General features: G+C 69.8%; 16 protein-coding genes. 5 read left to right on the top strand and 11 right to left on the bottom strand.

Features of this window, described 5'->3' with window-relative positions; genetic code table 11:
• Positions 1 to 85 precede the first annotated feature (85 nt).
• From rlmB to ACTJKJ_RS10365, 4 genes are all read right to left on the bottom strand, one after another.
• Positions 86 to 841 carry a 23S rRNA (guanosine(2251)-2'-O)-methyltransferase RlmB gene (gene rlmB, locus ACTJKJ_RS10380; protein ID WP_440820380.1) on the bottom strand — a complete coding sequence of 252 codons (756 nt, stop codon included), beginning with the start codon at positions 839 to 841 and terminating at the stop codon, positions 86 to 88.
• Between the two features lie 39 nt (positions 842 to 880).
• A complete protein-coding gene (locus ACTJKJ_RS10375; RefSeq protein ID WP_440820379.1) occupies positions 881 to 1,681 on the bottom strand; it encodes a DUF1624 domain-containing protein in 801 nt (266 codons plus the stop codon).
• Between the two features lie 96 nt (positions 1,682 to 1,777).
• Positions 1,778 to 3,184: a DUF6895 family protein gene (locus tag ACTJKJ_RS10370; protein ID WP_440820377.1), complete on the bottom strand. Its 1,407-nt coding sequence runs from the start codon at positions 3,182 to 3,184 to the stop codon at positions 1,778 to 1,780.
• Positions 3,185 to 3,188: 4 nt separating this feature from the next.
• Positions 3,189 to 3,419: a hypothetical protein gene (locus ACTJKJ_RS10365; RefSeq protein WP_297387835.1), complete on the bottom strand. Its 231-nt coding sequence runs from the start codon at positions 3,417 to 3,419 to the stop codon at positions 3,189 to 3,191.
• 355 nt (positions 3,420 to 3,774) lie between these two features.
• Here ACTJKJ_RS10365 and kdgD point away from each other — a divergent pair, with 355 nt between their 5' ends.
• From kdgD to garD, 4 genes are all read left to right on the top strand, one after another.
• The gene (gene kdgD, locus ACTJKJ_RS10360; protein ID WP_440820376.1) at positions 3,775 to 4,689 is read left to right on the top strand and encodes a 5-dehydro-4-deoxyglucarate dehydratase; all 915 of its coding nucleotides are present in this window, start codon (positions 3,775 to 3,777) and stop codon (positions 4,687 to 4,689) included.
• A 128-nt stretch (positions 4,690 to 4,817) separates the two neighbouring features.
• Positions 4,818 to 6,257, top strand: a complete 1,440-nt coding sequence (locus ACTJKJ_RS10355) for an aldehyde dehydrogenase family protein (RefSeq protein WP_440820375.1) — start codon at positions 4,818 to 4,820, stop codon at positions 6,255 to 6,257.
• 105 nt (positions 6,258 to 6,362) lie between these two features.
• Positions 6,363 to 7,745, top strand: a complete 1,383-nt coding sequence (locus tag ACTJKJ_RS10350) for an MFS transporter (RefSeq protein WP_440820374.1) — start codon at positions 6,363 to 6,365, stop codon at positions 7,743 to 7,745.
• A 75-nt stretch (positions 7,746 to 7,820) separates the two neighbouring features.
• On the top strand, positions 7,821 to 9,401 hold the full coding sequence (garD, locus tag ACTJKJ_RS10345) for a galactarate dehydratase (protein ID WP_440820373.1): 1,581 nt from the start codon (positions 7,821 to 7,823) through the stop codon (positions 9,399 to 9,401).
• 16 nt (positions 9,402 to 9,417) lie between these two features.
• On the opposite strand, the gene ACTJKJ_RS10340 is transcribed toward garD, so the two are convergent.
• The 4 genes from ACTJKJ_RS10340 to ACTJKJ_RS10325 are packed head-to-tail and all read right to left on the bottom strand — an operon-like array spanning position 9,418 to position 13,503.
• A complete protein-coding gene (locus tag ACTJKJ_RS10340) occupies positions 9,418 to 10,299 on the bottom strand; it encodes an ABC transporter permease (protein WP_440820372.1) in 882 nt (293 codons plus the stop codon).
• Position 10,300: 1 nt separating this feature from the next.
• Positions 10,301 to 11,170: an ABC transporter permease gene (locus tag ACTJKJ_RS10335; protein ID WP_147240423.1), complete on the bottom strand. Its 870-nt coding sequence runs from the start codon at positions 11,168 to 11,170 to the stop codon at positions 10,301 to 10,303.
• Between the two features lie 7 nt (positions 11,171 to 11,177).
• The gene (locus ACTJKJ_RS10330) at positions 11,178 to 12,431 is read right to left on the bottom strand and encodes an ABC transporter substrate-binding protein (protein WP_440820371.1); all 1,254 of its coding nucleotides are present in this window, start codon (positions 12,429 to 12,431) and stop codon (positions 11,178 to 11,180) included.
• Positions 12,432 to 12,483: 52 nt separating this feature from the next.
• The gene (locus ACTJKJ_RS10325) at positions 12,484 to 13,503 is read right to left on the bottom strand and encodes an ABC transporter ATP-binding protein (RefSeq protein ID WP_440820370.1); all 1,020 of its coding nucleotides are present in this window, start codon (positions 13,501 to 13,503) and stop codon (positions 12,484 to 12,486) included.
• Positions 13,504 to 13,607: 104 nt separating this feature from the next.
• Between ACTJKJ_RS10325 and ACTJKJ_RS10320 the strand changes: the two genes are divergently transcribed.
• Positions 13,608 to 14,351, top strand: coding sequence for an aspartate/glutamate racemase family protein (locus ACTJKJ_RS10320; protein ID WP_440820369.1), 744 nt, complete (start codon positions 13,608 to 13,610; stop codon positions 14,349 to 14,351).
• Positions 14,352 to 14,367: 16 nt separating this feature from the next.
• Here ACTJKJ_RS10320 and ACTJKJ_RS10315 read toward each other — a convergent pair whose 3' ends face one another.
• The 3 genes from ACTJKJ_RS10315 to ACTJKJ_RS10305 form a co-directional block, all read right to left on the bottom strand.
• Positions 14,368 to 15,105 (bottom strand): GntR family transcriptional regulator, encoded by a 738-nt coding sequence (locus ACTJKJ_RS10315; protein ID WP_147240419.1) that lies wholly within the window; start codon positions 15,103 to 15,105, stop codon positions 14,368 to 14,370.
• Positions 15,106 to 15,176: 71 nt separating this feature from the next.
• A complete protein-coding gene (locus tag ACTJKJ_RS10310) occupies positions 15,177 to 15,764 on the bottom strand; it encodes a PAS domain-containing protein (RefSeq protein ID WP_091732693.1) in 588 nt (195 codons plus the stop codon).
• Between the two features lie 150 nt (positions 15,765 to 15,914).
• Positions 15,915 to 17,255: a class I SAM-dependent methyltransferase gene (locus ACTJKJ_RS10305; protein WP_440820368.1), complete on the bottom strand. Its 1,341-nt coding sequence runs from the start codon at positions 17,253 to 17,255 to the stop codon at positions 15,915 to 15,917.
• Positions 17,256 to 17,321 lie beyond the last annotated feature (66 nt).

Below are 17,321 nucleotides of genomic sequence, written 5' to 3'. Positions count from 1 at the left end.
AGGGTGTCGGGCCCCGGTCAGGACCCCTGGAATGTCGGCGCGGCCCCGTGGGGCCGCAGGGGCGCGATTATCTCGCGCCGCGGGTTCAGTCCCGCTTCTGGCGCTGGCGCAGCGCCTCGTACAGGCACACGCCGGCCGCGACGGAGACGTTCAGGCTCTCCACCGCGCCCTGCATCGGGATGCGCACCAGCTCGTCGCAGGTCTTGCCGGTCAGCTGCCGCATGCCGGCGCCCTCGGCGCCCAGCACCAGCGCCACCGGGCCGCTCAGGTCCAGGTCGTACAGGGTCTTCTCCGCCTGGTCCGAGGTGCCGATCACCCAGATGTCGCGCTCCTTGAGCTCACCCAGCGTGCGCGCCAGGTTGGTGACCATCAGGTAGGGCACCGTCTCGGCAGCGCCGCTGGCCACCTTGGCCACCGTGGCATTGAGGCCGACCGCATGGTCCTTGGGCGCGACCACCGCATGCGCGCCCGCGCCATCGGCCACCCGCAGGCAGGCGCCCAGGTTGTGCGGATCGGTCACGCCGTCCAGCACCAGCACCAGCGGCGGGCCCTCGACCTCGTCCAGCAGGTCGTCCAGCGAGTGCTGCTGCGCCACCGCCTTCACCCGCGCCACCACGCCCTGGTGACGGGTCGTGCCGCAGAGCTTCTGCAGCCGGTCGTCGTCGCTCTCGACCAGCCGCGCGCCGGCGGCCTCGGCCTTCTCGAGGAACCCGCGCATGCGCTGGTCCTTGCGGGTAGCGTCGAACAGGATCTCCTGCACCGACGCGGGCGCCGTCTTCAGGCGCACGGTCACGGCGTGGAAGCCGAACAGGATCTGGGTCTTGGAGGGAGAGGAGCTCATGGGGCGCGATTGTCGCAGGCCGCGTTCCCCGCCCCGGCCTCAGAGCCAGCCGAAGTGCCGCGCCGCCATCAGCGCGCCGATCATCACCGGCTGGTGGACCATGTAGTACGACAGCGACCACTGCCCCATCACCGACAGCGGCCGCCACGCGGGCCGCAGCGGGCGCTGCATCCAGCGCCGCACCGACGCGGTCCGCATCAGCGCGCAGCCCCAGAGCATCGGGCCGAGCCAGGGCAGCAGCGGCACGTAGTCCTCGGTCAGCGGCTTGCGCGTGACCAGGCCCACCCAGTTGGTGGTGCGCGCGTCGAAGAACGGATGCGCCACCAGGAAGGGCAGCGCGATCGCCAGCGCGCCCAGCCCCCACAGCGCCAGCGTGGGCAGCCGCGCGAAGCCGAAGCGCACCAGGATCAGCATCAGCGCCATGCCGTGCAGCACGCCGAAGCTGATGTACGAGCGCGGGAACATCCACCACGAGCCGATCGACACCAGCAGCGCGCAGGCCATCACCTGGCCCCAGCGGCGCCAGAAGCGGTAGGCGGTCTGCCCCTGCGACAGCGCCACCGCCTGGCCCATGCCGGCGCACAGCAGGAAGAGGCTGACGATGCCGCTGCGCTGCCATGTCCAGAACGGATCGCGGTAGAAGTCCTCGACGATGACCTTGAAGTAGCTCAGGTCAAAGCAGAAATGGAAGGCCGTCATCCACACCATCGCCAGGCCGCGCAGCGCGTCGAGGCGGTCGAAACGGGGCGTGGCGGTCTCGGGGCCCGGGGGTGGGAAGTCGGCGGAGGCGCCGTGTCCGGGGTCAGGCGTTGCGGTCGGGAGGCGGGCCGGCGGATTCATCGAGGAACGAGTCTACATAAGCCGATCCGCCCCACGATGACGCTGAACCGGCAATCGGTCACGGGCAAGCGGCATACCCCGCGCCGCGCGGCGCCGCTACGCCGGTGGGCTCGACCGCGCCACCGCGGTCGTGCGCCGCAGCCGCATCAAGGCCTGGCGCGCCGACGGCCCGTCGCCGCTGCCGTGCTCGAGCGTGCCCGCCAGCGCCTCGCGCAGCTGCGCGAGGTCTCCCGCGGCCGCGCGCCGGAACCAGACGTTGAAGCACAGCGAGGTCAAGGCCGCCTGGCGGCTCGCGTCGAGTCGCTCGAAGGTCTGTTGCCAGCGTGGCGTGGGCGCGCGTGGCGGCAAGCGCGCGAGCCAGCCAGTGTCTCCAACCGGCGCCGCGCCACGCCGCGGCGGCGACGCCAGCGAGGCGGATGACATGAACGGTGCCGGCATCCCCCGCGACGAGGGCGACACGAGCGAAGCGCGCGACGCGATCGCCGCGGGCGGCGCCGCGCCCGGCCGCAGCGCCGCCGCGCACAGCATGCCCATCACGAGCGTCGCGTGGTACGACGTGCGCAGCACCATCTCGTCGCGCGCAAGGCCCGGCACCGGCTCGGTGGCCCACCGCGCATGCTCAGGTCCCGGCAGGAAGCCGAATTCATCCTGCACCGTCGACAGCAGGTCGAAGGCGAACACGGCGGCCGCGCTCCATGGCCGATCCAGCATCGGCCAGGTCCACAGCAACTCCGCCGCGAGGTCGAAGTTGTCCGCATCGAGCGCCGCGGCCAGGCCCGCCTCGGCCTCGGCCAGCACCTCGTCCACCGGGCGCGGCAGGCGCACCGGCCGGCGCCCCATGTCGGACGCATACAGGACGACGTGGGTGAACATGTAGAGGTCGAGCGTCGAGCACGCCAGCACGTCCAGCGGCCAACCGATGCAGGTGGCGGCCAGCAGCTCCGCGTCGATGGGCTCGACGTCGACCCGGCCGCGCCGCAGCTGGTCCAGCCACTCGCATTCCAGCTGGTGATTCGGCAGCCGCTCGGCGCCGCCGGCGACCTCGCCCTCGAGGAGTTCGTCGAGCAGGCGGTCGAAGGCTTCGTCCGGATACCCCGCGTCGCCGAGGAACAGGTGCGCCGACGCATGCTCCAGCGCGCGGCCGGTGTCGTGGCACAGCCGCGCCTTCACCCGCGCACCGCGTGCCGGCGCGACCAACTGCACCGCGAGCAGCCGCGATTCCACGTCCAGCGTCTCGTCCTCGCCGCGCAGGCTCGCCGCCATGCGCAGCAGCATCGCCGCCTCGCCGACGACCTTCGCCAGCACCAGCGGCGCCGGGGCACCGCCTCCTCCCGGCGCGCCCGCGAGTGCGCCCTCCTCCTCGGCCAGCGCGCGCTTCAGGCTCCGCCGGGCCATGCGCACCGCCAGGTGCACGCGGCCCAGCAGGTCCTCCCGGCGCCGGGCGGCGGCCGACCGCCTGCCCACCATCGGCCGGACCACCGGCATCGGGACGACCGCGCTCATCGCGTCACTCGCGCAGTTGGCGGACGTCGCGCACGATGTCCAGCTCCGGCCCCGGCCAGCCGCAGTTCCAGATCGCGTTGCGGTTGATGATGGTGACCAGCGCCTCGCCTTGCAGCAGGGCCCGTTCGCCGAACTTGGCGAAGGTCACGCCGACCGCGTCGACGTTGATGGCCTTGCTCTCCACGAGCGCCTCGATGACTTGCTGCTGGAACGCAGTTCTCGCTTCAGATCTCATGACAGCCTCCTTGAAGGGTTTCGCGTCGGAGCTGAAGCGGACTGCCTCCCCCTCGATCGCCTACCGGTTGTAGGTGGCCCCCTCGGCCCCCACTACCCCTAGCTCGCCCCCCTCCGAAGAGGCCCCTCCAAAGAGGCAACCGCAAACAGGCTCCCCGAAGGGGGGAGCCCCCGCCGGGGCGACCGGCGCGCTGCGCGATTCCAGATTAGGGGATTACCCGCAGTTGTCAGACATCCTCTTGATGAGCGCCGGTGGCATCGCTACCATCTGCCCATGCTGGTACCGGTACCAAGTCATTCAGGACGGGGTGCGACGACGGATCCAGCGCTGTTGTAGCCACGGAGACAAGCCGCTCATGACCTCGCCCCAAGACCTCAAGGCCACCATTTCCCACGGCCTGCTGTCCTTCCCGCTGACCGATTTCGACGCCCAGCTGAACTTCGCGCCCAAGCCTTATGCCGAGCGCCTGGAATGGCTGATGCCCTACGGCGCGACTGCGCTGTTCGCGGCCGGCGGCACTGGCGAGTTCTTCTCGCTCGAGCCCAAGGAGTACAGCGACGTCATCCGCGTCGCGGTCGAGACCTGCAAGGGGAAGATGCCCATCATCGCGGGCGCCGGCGGCCCGACCCGGGTCGCGATCCAGTACGCGCAGGAAGCCGAGCGCCTGGGCGCGCAGGGCATCCTGCTGCTGCCGCACTACCTGACCGAGGCCTCGCAGGAAGGCCTGGTGGCGCATGTGCAAGCCGTCTGCCGCAGCGTCAAGTTCGGCGTGATCGTCTACAACCGCGGCGCCTGCCGCCTGACGCCCGAGTCTCTGCTCAAGCTTGCCGACACCTGCCCCAACCTGATCGGCTTCAAGGACGGCATCGGCGACATCGAGTCCTTCGTCTCGATCCGCCAGCAGCTCGGCGACCGCTTCAGCTACCTGGGCGGCCTGCCCACCGCGGAAGTCTTCGCCGGCGCCTACCGCGCCATGGGCTGCCCGGTGTATTCGTCGGCCGTCTTCAACTTCATCCCGAAGACCGCGATCGACTTCTACAACGCCCATGCGTCGGGCAACACCGCCACCACCGACCGCCTGATCCGCGAGTTCTTCCTGCCCTACATCGCGCTGCGCAACAAGGGCCATGGCTACGCGGTGTCCATCGTGAAGGCCGGCGCCACGCTGGCCGGCCACACGGCCGGCCCGGTGCGTCCGCCGCTGTCGGACCTCAAGCCCGCCGAGGTCGACGAGCTGGGCGCGCTGATCTCCAGGCTCGGCCCGCAGTAAGCGCGCCGCGGGACGCGTCGTCCGGCTTCGGCCGGCGCGCGTCCCTCTTCCCTTCTTCGCCTTCCGCCCCTGCGGCCTTCCCGTCCATCCGCCACGCGCCCTTCGCGGCCGGCAACGAGCAGTCCCTCATGTTCAAGAACCTCATCAACGGCGAGTGGGTCGACGGTCCCCGCGCCTCCCGCAACATCAACCCGAGCGACACCCGCGACCTGATCGGCGAGTACGCGCAGGCCGACGTCGCCCAGGCGCGCGCCGCCATCGCCGCCGCACGCGCGGCCTTCGGCCGATGGAGCCTGTCCACGCCGCAGCAACGCTTCGACGTGCTGGACGCCGCCGGCACCGAGATCCTGGCGCGCCGGGCCGAGCTCGGCGACCTGCTGGCCCGCGAGGAAGGCAAGACGCTGCCCGAGGCGATCGGCGAAGTCGTGCGCGCCGGCAACATCTTCAAGTTCTTCGCCGGCGAGGCGCTGCGCGTCGGCGGCGAGGTGATCCCCTCGGTGCGCCCGGGCGTCGGCGTCGAGGTCACGCGCGAGCCGGTCGGCGTGGTGGGCCTGATCACGCCGTGGAACTTCCCGATCGCGATCCCCGCCTGGAAGATCGCGCCCGCGCTGGCCTTCGGCAACAGCGTCGTGCTCAAGCCGGCGGACCTGGTGCCGGGCTCGGCCTGGCAGCTCGCGGACATCCTGAAGCGCGCCGGCCTGCCCGACGGCGTCTTTAACCTCGTGATGGGCCGTGGCGCCGAGGTCGGCGCCGAGCTGCTCGAGAACCGCCAGGTCGACGCGATCAGCTTCACCGGCAGCGTCGCCACCGGCCAGCGGGTCGCCGCCGCCTGCGTCGCGCGCGGCGCGAAGTTCCAGCTGGAGATGGGCGGCAAGAATCCGTTCGTCGTGCTGGACGACGCCAACCTCGACGTGGCCGTCGCCGCCGCGGTCAACAGCGGCTTCTTCTCGACCGGCCAGCGCTGCACCGCATCCTCGCGGCTGATCGTCACCGCGGGCATCCATGACCGCTTCGTCGCGGCCGTGGTCGAGCGCATGAAGGCGCTCAAGGTCGACGACGCGCGTAAAGCCGGCACCGACATCGGCCCGGTCGTCGACGAACGCCAGCTGGCGCAGGACCTCGAGTACATCGCCATCGCCAAGGCCGAGGGCGCGACGCTGGCCGCCGGCGGCGAGGCACTGCCCACCAGCAGCGCGGGCGCGCCCGGTTTCTACCTGACGCCCGCGCTCTTCACCGGCACCGCGCCCGCGATGCGCATCAACCAGGAAGAGGTCTTCGGCCCGGTGGTGAGCGTCATCCAGGCCAAGGACTACGACGAGGCACTGGCCCTGGCCAACGACACGCCCTTCGGCCTGGCCACCGGGATCGCCACCACCTCGCTCAAGCACGCGACCCACTTCAAGCGCCACGCGCAGGCCGGCATGGTGATGGTCAACCTGCCCACCGCGGGCGTCGATTACCACGTGCCTTTCGGCGGCCGCAAGGCCTCCAGCCACGGCCCGCGCGAGCAGGGCAAGTACGCCGCCGAGTTCTACACGACGGTGAAGACCGCATACACGCAAGCGTGATCCACCTGTGATGCAGGCATGAGGGCGGCGCGGGTCCAGGCCCGCGCGCCCGATGGCATGACGCAAGCCGGCGCAGACCGGCCCTCGATACGATCCGGAGACAACATGCAGTTATCCCTCTCCTCCGCCGCCGCGAGCGGCATCGGCCGCGCGCGCTTCGGCGTGCTGGCGATGATCTTCGTCGTGACGGTCCTGAACTACGCGGACCGCGCCACCGTCGGCGTCGCCGGCCCGGTGCTGTCCAAGGAGCTCGGCATCGACGCGGTCCAGATGGGCTTCATCTTCTCGGCCTTCAGCTGGTCTTACGTGCTGGGCCAGCTGCCCGGGGGCTGGCTGCTGGACAAGTTCGGCGCCAAGCAGGTCTATGCCTGGAGCATCCTGCTCTGGTCGCTGTTCACGATGCTGCAGGGCAGCGTGCACCACATGGGCATGGACCAGATGCTGTTCGGGCTGCCGCTGGCGGTCTCGGCGCTGTTCCTGATGCGGCTCATGGTCGGCCTGTCGGAGTCGCCCTCCTTCCCGGCCAACGGCCGCATGGTCGCGGCCTGGTTCCCGGTGAAGGAACGCGGCACGGCGTCGGCGATCTTCAACTCCGCGCAGTACTTCGCCACCGTGCTGTTCGCGCCGATCATGGCGTGGATCGTGCATGCGATCGGCTGGTCCGAGGTCTTCTACTTCATGGGCGGCCTGGGCATCCTGATGAGCGTGCTGTGGATGCGCACGATGCACAACAGCCCGGCCGAGCATCCGTCCATCAGCGCCGCGGAGCGCGAGTACATCGAGGCCGGCGGCGCCTTGCTGTCGGGCTCGGACAAGGCCTCGCGGGCCTCGCGGGCCTCGCGGGCCGCGCGGGTCGCGGGTCCCCGGCTCGGCTACCTGAAGCAGCTGCTGGCCAACCGCATGCTGATGGGCGTCTACCTCGCGCAGTACTGCGTCAACGTGCTCACCTACTTCTTCCTCACCTGGTTCCCGATCTACCTGGTCAAGGAGCGGGGCATGTCGCTGCTCAATGCCGGTTTCGTCGCGGCGCTGCCGGCGATCTGCGGCTTCGCCGGCGGCGTGCTGGGCGGCGTGATCTCGGACTGGCTGCTGCGCCGCGGCCACTCGCTGACCTTCGCCCGCAAGCTGCCGATCGTGGTGGGCATGCTGCTGTCGACCTCGATGATCGCGTGCAACTACGTGGGCATCGAGGCGGTCGTCGTCGGCATCATGGCGCTGGCCTTCTTCGGCAAGGGGCTGGGCGCGCTGGGCTGGGCGGTGGTGTCGGACACCTCGCCCAAGGAGATCGCCGGCCTGTCGGGCGCGCTGTTCAACACCTTCGGCAACGTCGCCGGCATCGTCACGCCGATCGTGATCGGCTACATCGTGCAGACGACGCATTCGTTCAACGGCGCGCTGGTCTTCGTCGGCGCGCATGCGCTGGTCGCGGTGCTGAGCTACCTGCTCATCGTCGGCGAGATCAAGCGTGTCGAGCTCAAGCCCGTCTGACCTTCCGACCCACCGGGCGTGCGGCCGCGTGGCCGCCGCGCCCTCGCCCCAGGTTGACCTGACCCAGGAACTTCCATGATCACCTCCCCGCTGACCCTGCAGATGCACGAGGCCGACAACGTCGCCATCGTCGCCAACGACGGCGGATTGCCCGAGGGCACGGTGCTGCCCTCCGGCCTGGTGCTGCGCCACCACGTGCCGCAGGGCCACAAGGTCGCGCTGGTGGACCTGCCGGCCGACACCGCCGTGCTGCGCTACAACGTGCCGATCGGCTACGCGCTGCAGGACATCCCGGCCGGCAGCTGGGTGCACGAGCGGGTGCTGCGCATGCCGCCGGCGCGCGAGCTCGAGGGCCTGCCGATGGCCACGGTGCCGGCGCCGACGCGGGAGCCGCTGACGGGCTACACCTTCCAGGGCTACCGCAACGCCGACGGCTCGGTGGGCACGCGCAACATCCTGGCGATCACGCAGACGGTGCAATGCGTCGCGGGCGTCGTCGAGTTCGCGGTCGAGCGCATCAAGCGCGAGCTGCTGCCCAGGTACCCCCATGTCGACGACGTCGTCGGGCTGGCGCACACCTACGGCTGCGGCGTCGCGATCGACGCGCCCGACGCGGTCATCCCGATCCGCACCGTGCGCAACATCAGCCTCAATCCCAACTTCGGCGGCGAGGTGATGGTCGTGAGCTTGGGCTGCGAGAAGCTGCAGCCGGAGCGGCTGATGCCGCCCGGAGTGATCCCGATCGCCGACCAGCGCGGCGGCGCCGGCGCGGCCGATGCCCAGGGCGATGCGCTCGACGTGGTCTGCCTGCAGGATGCGAAGCATGTGGGCTTCATGTCGATGATCGACTCGGTCATGGCGCAGGCGAAGGTGCATCTGGAGCGCCTGAACGCGCGCCTCCGCGAGACGGTGCCCGCGTCGGAGCTGGTGGTCGGCGTCCAGTGCGGCGGCAGCGACGCGTTCTCCGGCGTGACGGCCAATCCGGCGGTGGGCTTCTGCGCCGACCTGCTGGTGCGTGCGGGCGCGACGGTGATGTTCAGCGAGAACACCGAGGTGCGGGACGGCATCGCGCAGCTGACCTCGCGCGCGAGCACGCCGGAAGTGGCGGAGGCGATGGTGCGCGAGATGGCGTGGTACGACGCCTACCTGCGGCGCGGCAGCGTGGACCGCAGCGCCAACACGACGCCGGGCAACAAGAAGGGTGGCTTGTCCAACATCGTCGAGAAGGCGATGGGATCGATCGTGAAGAGCGGCAGCTCGGCGATCTCGGGCGTGCTGTCGCCGGGCGACAAGCTGGCGCGCGACCAGCGCGGGCTGATCTACGCGGCGACGCCGGCCAGCGACTTCATCTGCGGCACGCTGCAGCTGGCCGCGGGCATGAACCTGCATGTGTTCACCACCGGCCGCGGCACGCCCTACGGCCTGGCGGAGTGCCCGGTGATCAAGGTCGCCACGCGCAGCGACCTGGCGCGGCGCTGGCATGACCTGATGGACCTCAATGCCGGGCAGATCGCCGATGGCGAGAAGTCCATCGAGGAGATGGGCTGGGAGATGTTCCGGATGATGCTGGACGTCGCCTCGGGCAGGAAGACGTGGGCGGAACAGCACCGGCTGGCCAATGCGCTGGTGCTGTTCAATCCGGCGCCGGTGACTTGAGGTCGACGCGAGCGGCTCACCGACGTCGGACACTCCGCCGCCGCATCCCCCACGCCACCGCGAGCGCCAGCCCGATCACCACGAAGGAAACCACGGTCGTCACCGTGCCGAGCGCATAGATGACCGGCGTGGTCACCGTCGTCGTCAGGCCTTGCAGCTCCATCGGCAGCGTGTTCAGGTCGCCCATCGTCTGCGAGGAGCGCGCGATCTCGTCCCAGCTCAGCGTGAAGCCGAACATGCCGACCCCCACCAGGCTCGGGGCGATCAGCGGCAGCACGACATGGCGAAAGGCCTGCCACCGCGTCGCGCCGAGGTCGCGCGCCGCTTCCTCGTAGGCCCGGTCGAAGCGGTTGAACACCGCGAACATGATCAGCAGCCCGAACGGCAGCGTCCAGGTCAGCTGCGCCCCCAGGCCCGAGGTGAACAGGCCCAGCGCCGTCCCGTAGTCGTCGGCCCAGCTCGAGCCCAGTCCCTCCAGTACGGTCCTGATGCCACCATCCAGCAGCCGGAAGGCCAGCCCGATGCCCAGCGACACGATGATCGACGGCATGATCAGGCTGGCCACCACCGCATAGAACAGCACCGTCCCGCCCGGCAACCGCTTGCGGTAGGCGAGCCCGGCCAGCAGCGACAACAGCACCGTCAGCGCCATCACGACGCCGCCCAGCGCCAGCGACCGGCGGAACGCGCCGCCGATGTCGACCACGCCGATCCCTTCCCAGAGCTTCGCGAACCAATGCAGCGACCAGCCGCGCAGCGGGAAGGTCAGGCCGCCCTCCGGGCCCTGGAAGCTGAGCGCGACGATCGCGATCATCGGCCCGTAGAGGAACAGCACGAAGAGCCCGAAGAAGGCGGCGAGCGCGAAGAAGGCGCCGGGGCGCCGCGTGGCATCGCTCATCTCAGAGCTCCCGTCTCAGGTCGACCAGCCGCATCAGCGCGGCGATCATCAGCAGGACCACGGCCAGCAGCACCACGGCATTGGCCGCGGCGGCCGGGAACTGCAGGTAGCCCGCCTGCACCTGGATGGTCTTGCCGACCGAGGCGATCTGCTGGCCGCCCATCACGCCCACCGTCACGAAGTCGCCCATGACCAGCGCCAGGATGAAGATCGAGCCGATCAGGATGCCGGTCCTGGACAGCGGCATCACGACATGCCGGATCGTCTGCCAGGCGCTCGCGCCCGAGTCGCGCGCGGCCTCGATCAGCGCGCGGTCGATGCGCATCATCGAGTTGAAGATCGGCACGATCATGAACATCGTGTAGAGGTGCACGAACGCCAGCACGACCGAGAAGTCCGAGAACAGCAGCCACTCCACGGGCCGGTCCACCGCACCGGTGGCAAGCAGCGTCTGGTTGACCAGGCCGTTGCGCCCCAGCAGCGGGATCCACGAGATCATCCGGATCACGTTGCTGGTCCAGAACGGCACGGTGCAGACGAGGAACAGCACCGTCTGCATCAGCGTCGTGCGGACATGGAAAGCCAGGAAGTAGGCGATCGTGAAGCCGATCGCCAGCGTCAGGGCCCAGGTCAGGACCGCGAACTTCAGCGTCGAGCCATAGGTCTTCAGCGTGACGCACAGCTCCGACGTGTCCGCGCAGCCCCGGAACACGTCGGCATAGGCCTGCGTCGTGAAGGCCGGGATCAGTTCGTAGTCGGTCGCCTGCCAGAAGCTCACGACCACCACCAGCACCAGCGGCACGACGAAGAACAGCGCGAACACGGCCGCCAGCGGGCCGGCCTGCAGCCACGCGGAGATCTGCGGTTTCATCGCGCCGTCACGCCGCAACGAACTCGTTCCACTTCTGCACCATGTACGCGTTCTCGTCCATGATCGCGTTCCAGCAGGCGATGCCGCCCATGCGCTGCTCGTAGCTGCCACCGTCCCGCTTCTCGCCGGCCTTGGCCAGCAAGTCGCCACCGGGGCTCTTGATGTCCTTCTCGGCCGCCTTGCCTTCCATCCAGTACGCCCACTCGTAGGGCGCCATCTGGGCCTTGGCGGTGTCCAGCACCGCGCTGTAGTAACCCTGGCGATTCAGGTAGGCCCCGGCCCAACCGTCGAGGAACCAGTTGATGAACTCGTAGGCGGCGTCCAGTTGCCGGCCCTTGAGCGTCCTGGGCACGCCGAAGCCGGCGGCCCAGGCGCGATAACCCTCCTTCAGCGGCTGGAAGTTGCAGGCGATGCCCTTGGTGCGCACGGCGGTGACCGCCGGGCTCCACATCGACTGGATCACCACCTCGCCGGAGGCCATCAGGTTGACGCTCTCGTTGAAGTCCTTCCACAGCGCGCGGAACTGGCCGGCGCGCTTGGCCTCGATCAGCGTCCTGATCGTGAGGTCGATCTCCTTGCGGGTCATGTTGCCCTTGTCCGGATACTTGTAGAGGCCCGCCGCCTCGACCACCATCGCCGCGTCCATGATGCCGATCGACGGGATGTTCAGGATCGCCGCCTTGCCCTTGAACTCGGGGTTCAGCAGCTCCTTCCAGCTCTCGATCGGACGCTTGATCAGGTCGGGCCGGATGCCCAGCGTGTCCGCGTTGTAGACGGTGGGGATCAGCGTCATGTACTGCGTGGGCGCGGCGGCGAAGGTCTTCGCGTCGGGCTTCTCCAGGTACATGACCTTCTTCGGCGCCGTGCCCTGGTCGCCGACCTTCCTGCCGCCGACCTCGCCGCGCGTGAACAGCGGCGTGATCCGGTCGGCGTTCCTGATCCGCCGGGCATCGATGCCCTGCAGGTTGCCGGTCGGCAGGATCTTCTTGAGGCTGAAGTACTCGGTGTCGATCAGGTCGAAGCTGTTGGGCGCGGTCACCGCGCGCTTGGACACGTCATCGGTCGTCACGGCGATGTACTGGATCCTGATGCCGGTGTCGGCCTCGAACTTCTCGGCGATCGCCTTGTCCTGGTTCACCGCCGTGCCGAGGTAGCGCAGGACGGGCTTGGCCTGGGCATGCACGAACGGGAAGCCCATCGTGCCGGCACCAGCGACGGTGGCGGCACCGGCGGTCTTCAGCAATTGGCGGCGGGTGGTCATCAGGCGGCTCCTCAAGAAAGTTGCTGGGATCGGTGATCGGGGCTCGGGCGGCTCAGGCCTCGAGCACATGGACGTCGGCCGCGAGCCAACGCATCGTGGCGCGGTCGCCGGGGTTCAGCGGACTCGCATGGAACTGGCTGTCGCTCATCGCGGCGGTCCAGTCGGGACCCGCCGCCGCATCGAGCTCGCGACGGTTGTCGGCGCCCAGATGGACCAGCACCTGGCTGCCCTGGTATTCGACGTCGAGCACGGTGGCCGGCATGGCCGCTTCTCCGGTCGCGCCGCCGCGGCCGACGAGCACCCGGTCGCAGCGCACCGCGACCTTGCCCGCCGGGGTCTCCATCACGTTGTGGGCGCCGATGAAGCGCGCGACGAATTCGGTGCGGGGCCGCTCGAACACCGCTCGCGGCGGGCCGGCCTGCTCGATGCGGCCCTGGTTCATGACGACGACGAGGTCCGCCAGCGCCAGGGCTTCCTCCTGCGAGTGGGTGACGTGCACGAAGCTCATGCCGAGCTCGCGATGCCAGCGCTTGAGTTCGGCGCGCATGCGCACGCGCAGGAAGGGATCGAGCGCCGACAGCGGCTCGTCCAGCAGCAGCACGCGCGGCTGCATCATCAGCGCACGGGCCAGCGCGACGCGCTGTTGCTGACCACCCGAGAGCGCGGCGGGCAGGCGCGCCGCATAGGGCGTCATGTGGACCAGCTCGAGCAACTCGCGCGCACGCGCCTCGCGCTCAGCCTTCGGCTGGCCCTTCATGCGCGCGCTGAAGGCGACGTTGTCCAGCACGCTCAGGTGGGGAAACAGCGCGTAGCTCTGGAACATCATCGCGGTGCCGCGCTCCGCCGGCGACAGCGGGGTGATCTCGCGACCCGACAGCAGGACGTGGCCCTCGGTCGGCACCTCATGGCCCGCGATCATGCGCAGGGTGCTGGTCTTGCCGCAGCCCGACGGCCCCAGCAGGCAGCAGTAGCTGCCACCCGCAATGCGCAGATCGATGCCGGCCACCGCGGTGGCATCGCCATATCGCTTGGTCAGCGCAATCAGTTCCAGATCGTTGCGTGCAGTCGTCATGGGATTTTTGTATGCATAAGCTGTGCCATATCATCGACTCTGTTGTCGACTTGAAGCTGCACCAACTGCATGCAAAAAGCACCTTGCCGGTGCGGAGAGCCCCAATGAAGCTACTGCTGATCAACCCCAACACCTCGCTGCCGATGACCCGCGGCATCGAGGAAGCGGCCCGGGCGGTGGCCGCGTCGGGCACCGAGGTCGTGGCCCGGTGCCCCAGCTTCGGGCCGGTGTCGATCGAGGGGCATCTCGACGACGCCTTCGGCGCGGCGGGCGTGGCGGAGCAGGCGCTGCTGGCGGCGCGGGAGGGCTTCGACGCCACCGTGATCGCCTGCTTCGGCGACCCCGGACTGGACGCGGCGCGCGAGGCGCTGCCCGGGCCGGTGCTGGGCATCGCGGAGGCGGCCTTCCAGGCCGCGTCCATCGTGGCGACGGGGTTCTCGGTCGTGACGACGATGACGCGCACCTGCGTGATCGCCGAGCGGCTGGTGCGTCGTTATGGCTGCGAGTCGACCTGCCGCGGCATCCACGGCACCGACATCGAGGTACTGTCGCTGGAGTCGTGCGACGAGGCCACGCTGGCGCGGATCGAGGCGGCCTCGCGCGTGGCCCTGGCGCGCGATCGCAGCGAGGCCATCGTGCTGGGCTGCGCCGGGATGGCCTCGCTGTGCGAGGAACTGCAAAGGCGTCTGGAGGTGCCGGTGATCGACGGACTCGCGGTGGCGGTGAAGCTGGCCGAGGCCCTGTCGGCCCTGCGGCTGCGAACCGCCAAGGGCGGCGACTACGCGCCGCCGCTCGCCAAGCGCTGGACCGGATGGGCCGCCGGTTTCGGCCAGGACCGCACGGCCTAGGCGCGGAGGGCGGCGATCACGCCTTGGCCGCGGACTTGCGACGGGGCTTGGCGCCGCGGGCCGGCGCCTCGGGCTCGAGCTGGAAGATCTGGCGGAAGTCCATTTCGCCCGCCGTTTCGGCCGGGGGACGGATGCCCTGCTCGACGTGCGCCAGGTGCTCCAGCATCAGGCGCTCGGCACGGCGCGCATCGCCGCTCTCGATGGCGGCCACGATGTCGTCGTGTTCGTGATCGGGGCAGGCGCTGGACGCCAGCGCGTCGTACTGCGCGATCGCCAGGCCGGTCAGCGCCACCAGGCGGCGCACGGTGTCGATGAACAACCGGTTCTCGGTGCATTCCGCCAAGCGGAGGTGGAAGGCGCCCGTCAGTTGCGCCAGCGCCGCGCGATCGCCGGCGGCGCGGGCATCGGCCTCGTGCGCGAGGTGCTGGCGCATCGCCGCCAGCTGCGACTGGCCGGCGGTCCCCGCCAGTTCGGCGCTCAGCTGCGCGGCCACGGCGCGCTCCACGGCGCGGCGCATGGCGAAGACATCGCTGAGGTCGCGCGGCGTCGGGCTGGCGACGAACGCGCCCCGGTTCAGGTGCAGGTCGATCACCAGTTCCTGGCTGAGCCGGTTCAGCACTTCGCGGATGCGCGTGCGGCTGGCCTGGAAGGCGCTGGCCAGGCGTTCCTCATTCAGCTTGGTCCCGGGCAGCAGCCGCCGTTCGCTGATCGCGGTGTAGATGCGCTCGTAGATTTCCTGATTGGTCAGCGGCATGGCGGCGGCAAGGGCGGGAAGACAAGGCTGCGATTATGTGCGCGCGATTGTCGACAAAACGCAGATGCCGCTCATGCGCCGCAGGTCGCCTGCCTGAACGATGCCGCGAGGATCTCCGCCACCTGGTCCAGCAACTGGGCCGCGTCATCGTCGCGCCGCGGGTCATACGGGGCCGCGTCGGTCGCGGGCACGCCCAGCAGTGCGTGGAACGGCGTGCAGCCCAGCGCCGCGGGCGACAGGTGCTCGCCCAGGAAGCGGTCGTCGTAGGGCGTCACCGGACGCTCGGTCAGGTCGACCATCGTGCCCAGCATCCGGAGCACGTTGCCCCGGTGATCCCGCTGGACCACCCTCCCCCGCGACAGCACCGCCCGGTAGCCCGAGCCATTGCTGCGCAGCCGGAAGCGTTGCTCGTAGGTGTCGGTGAAGCCGTCGAAATGCGCGCGCAGCGCCAGCATCATCGGCTCGAGGTCCTCGGGATGGACGCGGCAGCGCCAGAACGCGGTGCTGTCCGGTTGCTCCGGATGCGGAAAGCCCAGGTGTTCCTTCCAGCGCGGCGAGTAATGCACCAGCTCCAGCGGCGGATTCAAGTCCCAGACGCCGAAGGCGCCCCGCTCGATCGCCGTCCGCCAGCGCCTGACTTCATCATGACGGATCCCCATGGCGGGGCATCTTGCGCGCCATGCCGGGCGGGGTCAACGCCGGTTCTCCCTCGGAACGGGGAGCCGTGCCGTCGCGCCACAGCTGCGCCGCCGGCGAGCCCCCTGGGGCTTGACAGCCGGGTCGACCGCCGGTCGCTGATCGGAGATCCCCTACCTCGGCTCGTACATGTAGCGCCGCGTTAGCGGAACCGGCGCCGGCCCGCCGTCGCGCTTGCTGGCCAGGATCTGATACAGGCCCAGCTCGCCAGTCTCGAATTCGAGCGCCGACGCGGCCATGTACAGCCGCCAGATCCGGTAGTGCGCCTCGTCGACGTACTGCAGCGCCTGCTCATGCCCCTCCTCGAGCTTGGCCACCCAGGCGCGCAGCGTGCGCGCGTAGTGCATCCGCAGTCCCTCGACGTCATGGAGCTCGAACTGCTGCTGTTCCATCACCCGCATCACATTGCTGGCCCGGTCCAGCTCGCCGTCCGGGAAGACATAACGGTTGATGAACTTGGACGACAGCGCCTGCCCCCATCCGTCCTCCTCATGGGTGATGCCATGGTTCAGGAACAGCCCGCCGGGCTTGAGCAGCCGATGCACGCTGCCGAAGTAGGTCGGCAGGTTCTTGAGCCCCACGTGTTCGAACATGCCGACGCTGGACACCTTGTCGAACTGCCCGCTCATGTCCCGGTAGTCGCACAGACGCACCTCCACCTGCCCCTGCAGGCCGGCGGCTTCGATGCGCTGGCGGGCCAGCGCGAGTTGCCGCTCGGACAGGGTGATGCCGGTGGCCTTCACGCCGTAATGACGCGCCGCATGCATCACCAGCGCGCCCCAGCCGCAGCCGATGTCCAGCAGCTCCTCGCCGGGCTGCAGCCGCAGCTTGCGGCAGATGTGGTCCAGCTTGGCCCACTGGGCCTGGGCCAGGCTGGTGTCCTCGGTTTCGTAATAGGCGCAGGAATAGACCATCGCCGGGTCCAGCCAGAGCGCGTAGAAGTCGTTGGACAGGTCGTAATGGAAGGCGATGGCGGCCTTGTTCTCGGCCCGGGTGTGGCGACGCACGCCATCGGCGCGCAGTTCCGCGTCAGCGGCGCCGGGCGGCGGCGCCAGCAGGCGGACCGCCAGCCGCAGGCGGTCGCTCCAGGACAGGGTCAGCTCCGGCAGGTGGTCCTTGAGCTGCAGCGCGGCGAAGAAGTCGCCCTCCACGTCGATCTGCTGGGTGAAGTAGGCCTCGGCGAAGCGCAGCGGATCGCGGCCCAGCAGCAGCCGGCGCAGCGCCGTCGGCTCGTTCAGGACCAGGGTGAACTCGGGCGGCTGATGGGCCTGCCGGCCCAGCCGCGTGGTCCAGTGGCCCTGCCGCAGCCCCATGCTGCCGGGGTAGGCGCAGAACAGACGCTGCAGCAGCGTCAGTCCGGCGGGCGGCAGCGGCGGCGTGCCCGACACGCCGGCGATGACCTCGGCCGCGCGGGCGGCGGCCGCCGAGGTGGGGGACAACAGTTCCTGATCCATGCGAGTCCTCGTCCGAAACCACGAAAGCATGCTGGTCGGAAGCGCCGCGGGGTCAGTTCTTGCGCG

The sequence above is a fragment of the Roseateles sp. 22389 genome (assembly GCF_052044995.1).
Classification (GTDB): domain Bacteria; phylum Pseudomonadota; class Gammaproteobacteria; order Burkholderiales; family Burkholderiaceae_C; genus Roseateles.
The sequence above is the reverse complement of the archived record's forward strand: the minus strand, read 5'-3'. Positions and strand labels throughout refer to the sequence as shown.

Bases quoted from the DNA above. Each gene is read 5' to 3' on its own strand.
- rlmB (WP_440820380.1), bottom strand. From the start codon at position 841: ATGAGCTCCTCTCCCTCCAAGACCCAGATCCTGTTCGGCTTCCACGCC.
- ACTJKJ_RS10375 (WP_440820379.1), bottom strand. From the start codon at position 1,681: ATGAATCCGCCGGCCCGCCTCCCGACCGCAACGCCTGACCCCGGACAC.
- ACTJKJ_RS10370 (WP_440820377.1), bottom strand. From the start codon at position 3,184: ATGAGCGCGGTCGTCCCGATGCCGGTGGTCCGGCCGATGGTGGGCAGG.
- ACTJKJ_RS10365 (WP_297387835.1), bottom strand. From the start codon at position 3,419: ATGAGATCTGAAGCGAGAACTGCGTTCCAGCAGCAAGTCATCGAGGCG.
- kdgD (WP_440820376.1), top strand. From the start codon at position 3,775: ATGACCTCGCCCCAAGACCTCAAGGCCACCATTTCCCACGGCCTGCTG.
- ACTJKJ_RS10355 (WP_440820375.1), top strand. From the start codon at position 4,818: ATGTTCAAGAACCTCATCAACGGCGAGTGGGTCGACGGTCCCCGCGCC.
- ACTJKJ_RS10350 (WP_440820374.1), top strand. From the start codon at position 6,363: ATGCAGTTATCCCTCTCCTCCGCCGCCGCGAGCGGCATCGGCCGCGCG.
- garD (WP_440820373.1), top strand. From the start codon at position 7,821: ATGATCACCTCCCCGCTGACCCTGCAGATGCACGAGGCCGACAACGTC.
- ACTJKJ_RS10340 (WP_440820372.1), bottom strand. From the start codon at position 10,299: ATGAGCGATGCCACGCGGCGCCCCGGCGCCTTCTTCGCGCTCGCCGCC.
- ACTJKJ_RS10335 (WP_147240423.1), bottom strand. From the start codon at position 11,170: ATGAAACCGCAGATCTCCGCGTGGCTGCAGGCCGGCCCGCTGGCGGCC.
- ACTJKJ_RS10330 (WP_440820371.1), bottom strand. From the start codon at position 12,431: ATGACCACCCGCCGCCAATTGCTGAAGACCGCCGGTGCCGCCACCGTC.
- ACTJKJ_RS10325 (WP_440820370.1), bottom strand. From the start codon at position 13,503: ATGACGACTGCACGCAACGATCTGGAACTGATTGCGCTGACCAAGCGA.
- ACTJKJ_RS10320 (WP_440820369.1), top strand. From the start codon at position 13,608: ATGAAGCTACTGCTGATCAACCCCAACACCTCGCTGCCGATGACCCGC.
- ACTJKJ_RS10315 (WP_147240419.1), bottom strand. From the start codon at position 15,105: ATGCCGCTGACCAATCAGGAAATCTACGAGCGCATCTACACCGCGATC.
- ACTJKJ_RS10310 (WP_091732693.1), bottom strand. From the start codon at position 15,764: ATGGGGATCCGTCATGATGAAGTCAGGCGCTGGCGGACGGCGATCGAG.
- ACTJKJ_RS10305 (WP_440820368.1), bottom strand. From the start codon at position 17,255: ATGGATCAGGAACTGTTGTCCCCCACCTCGGCGGCCGCCGCCCGCGCG.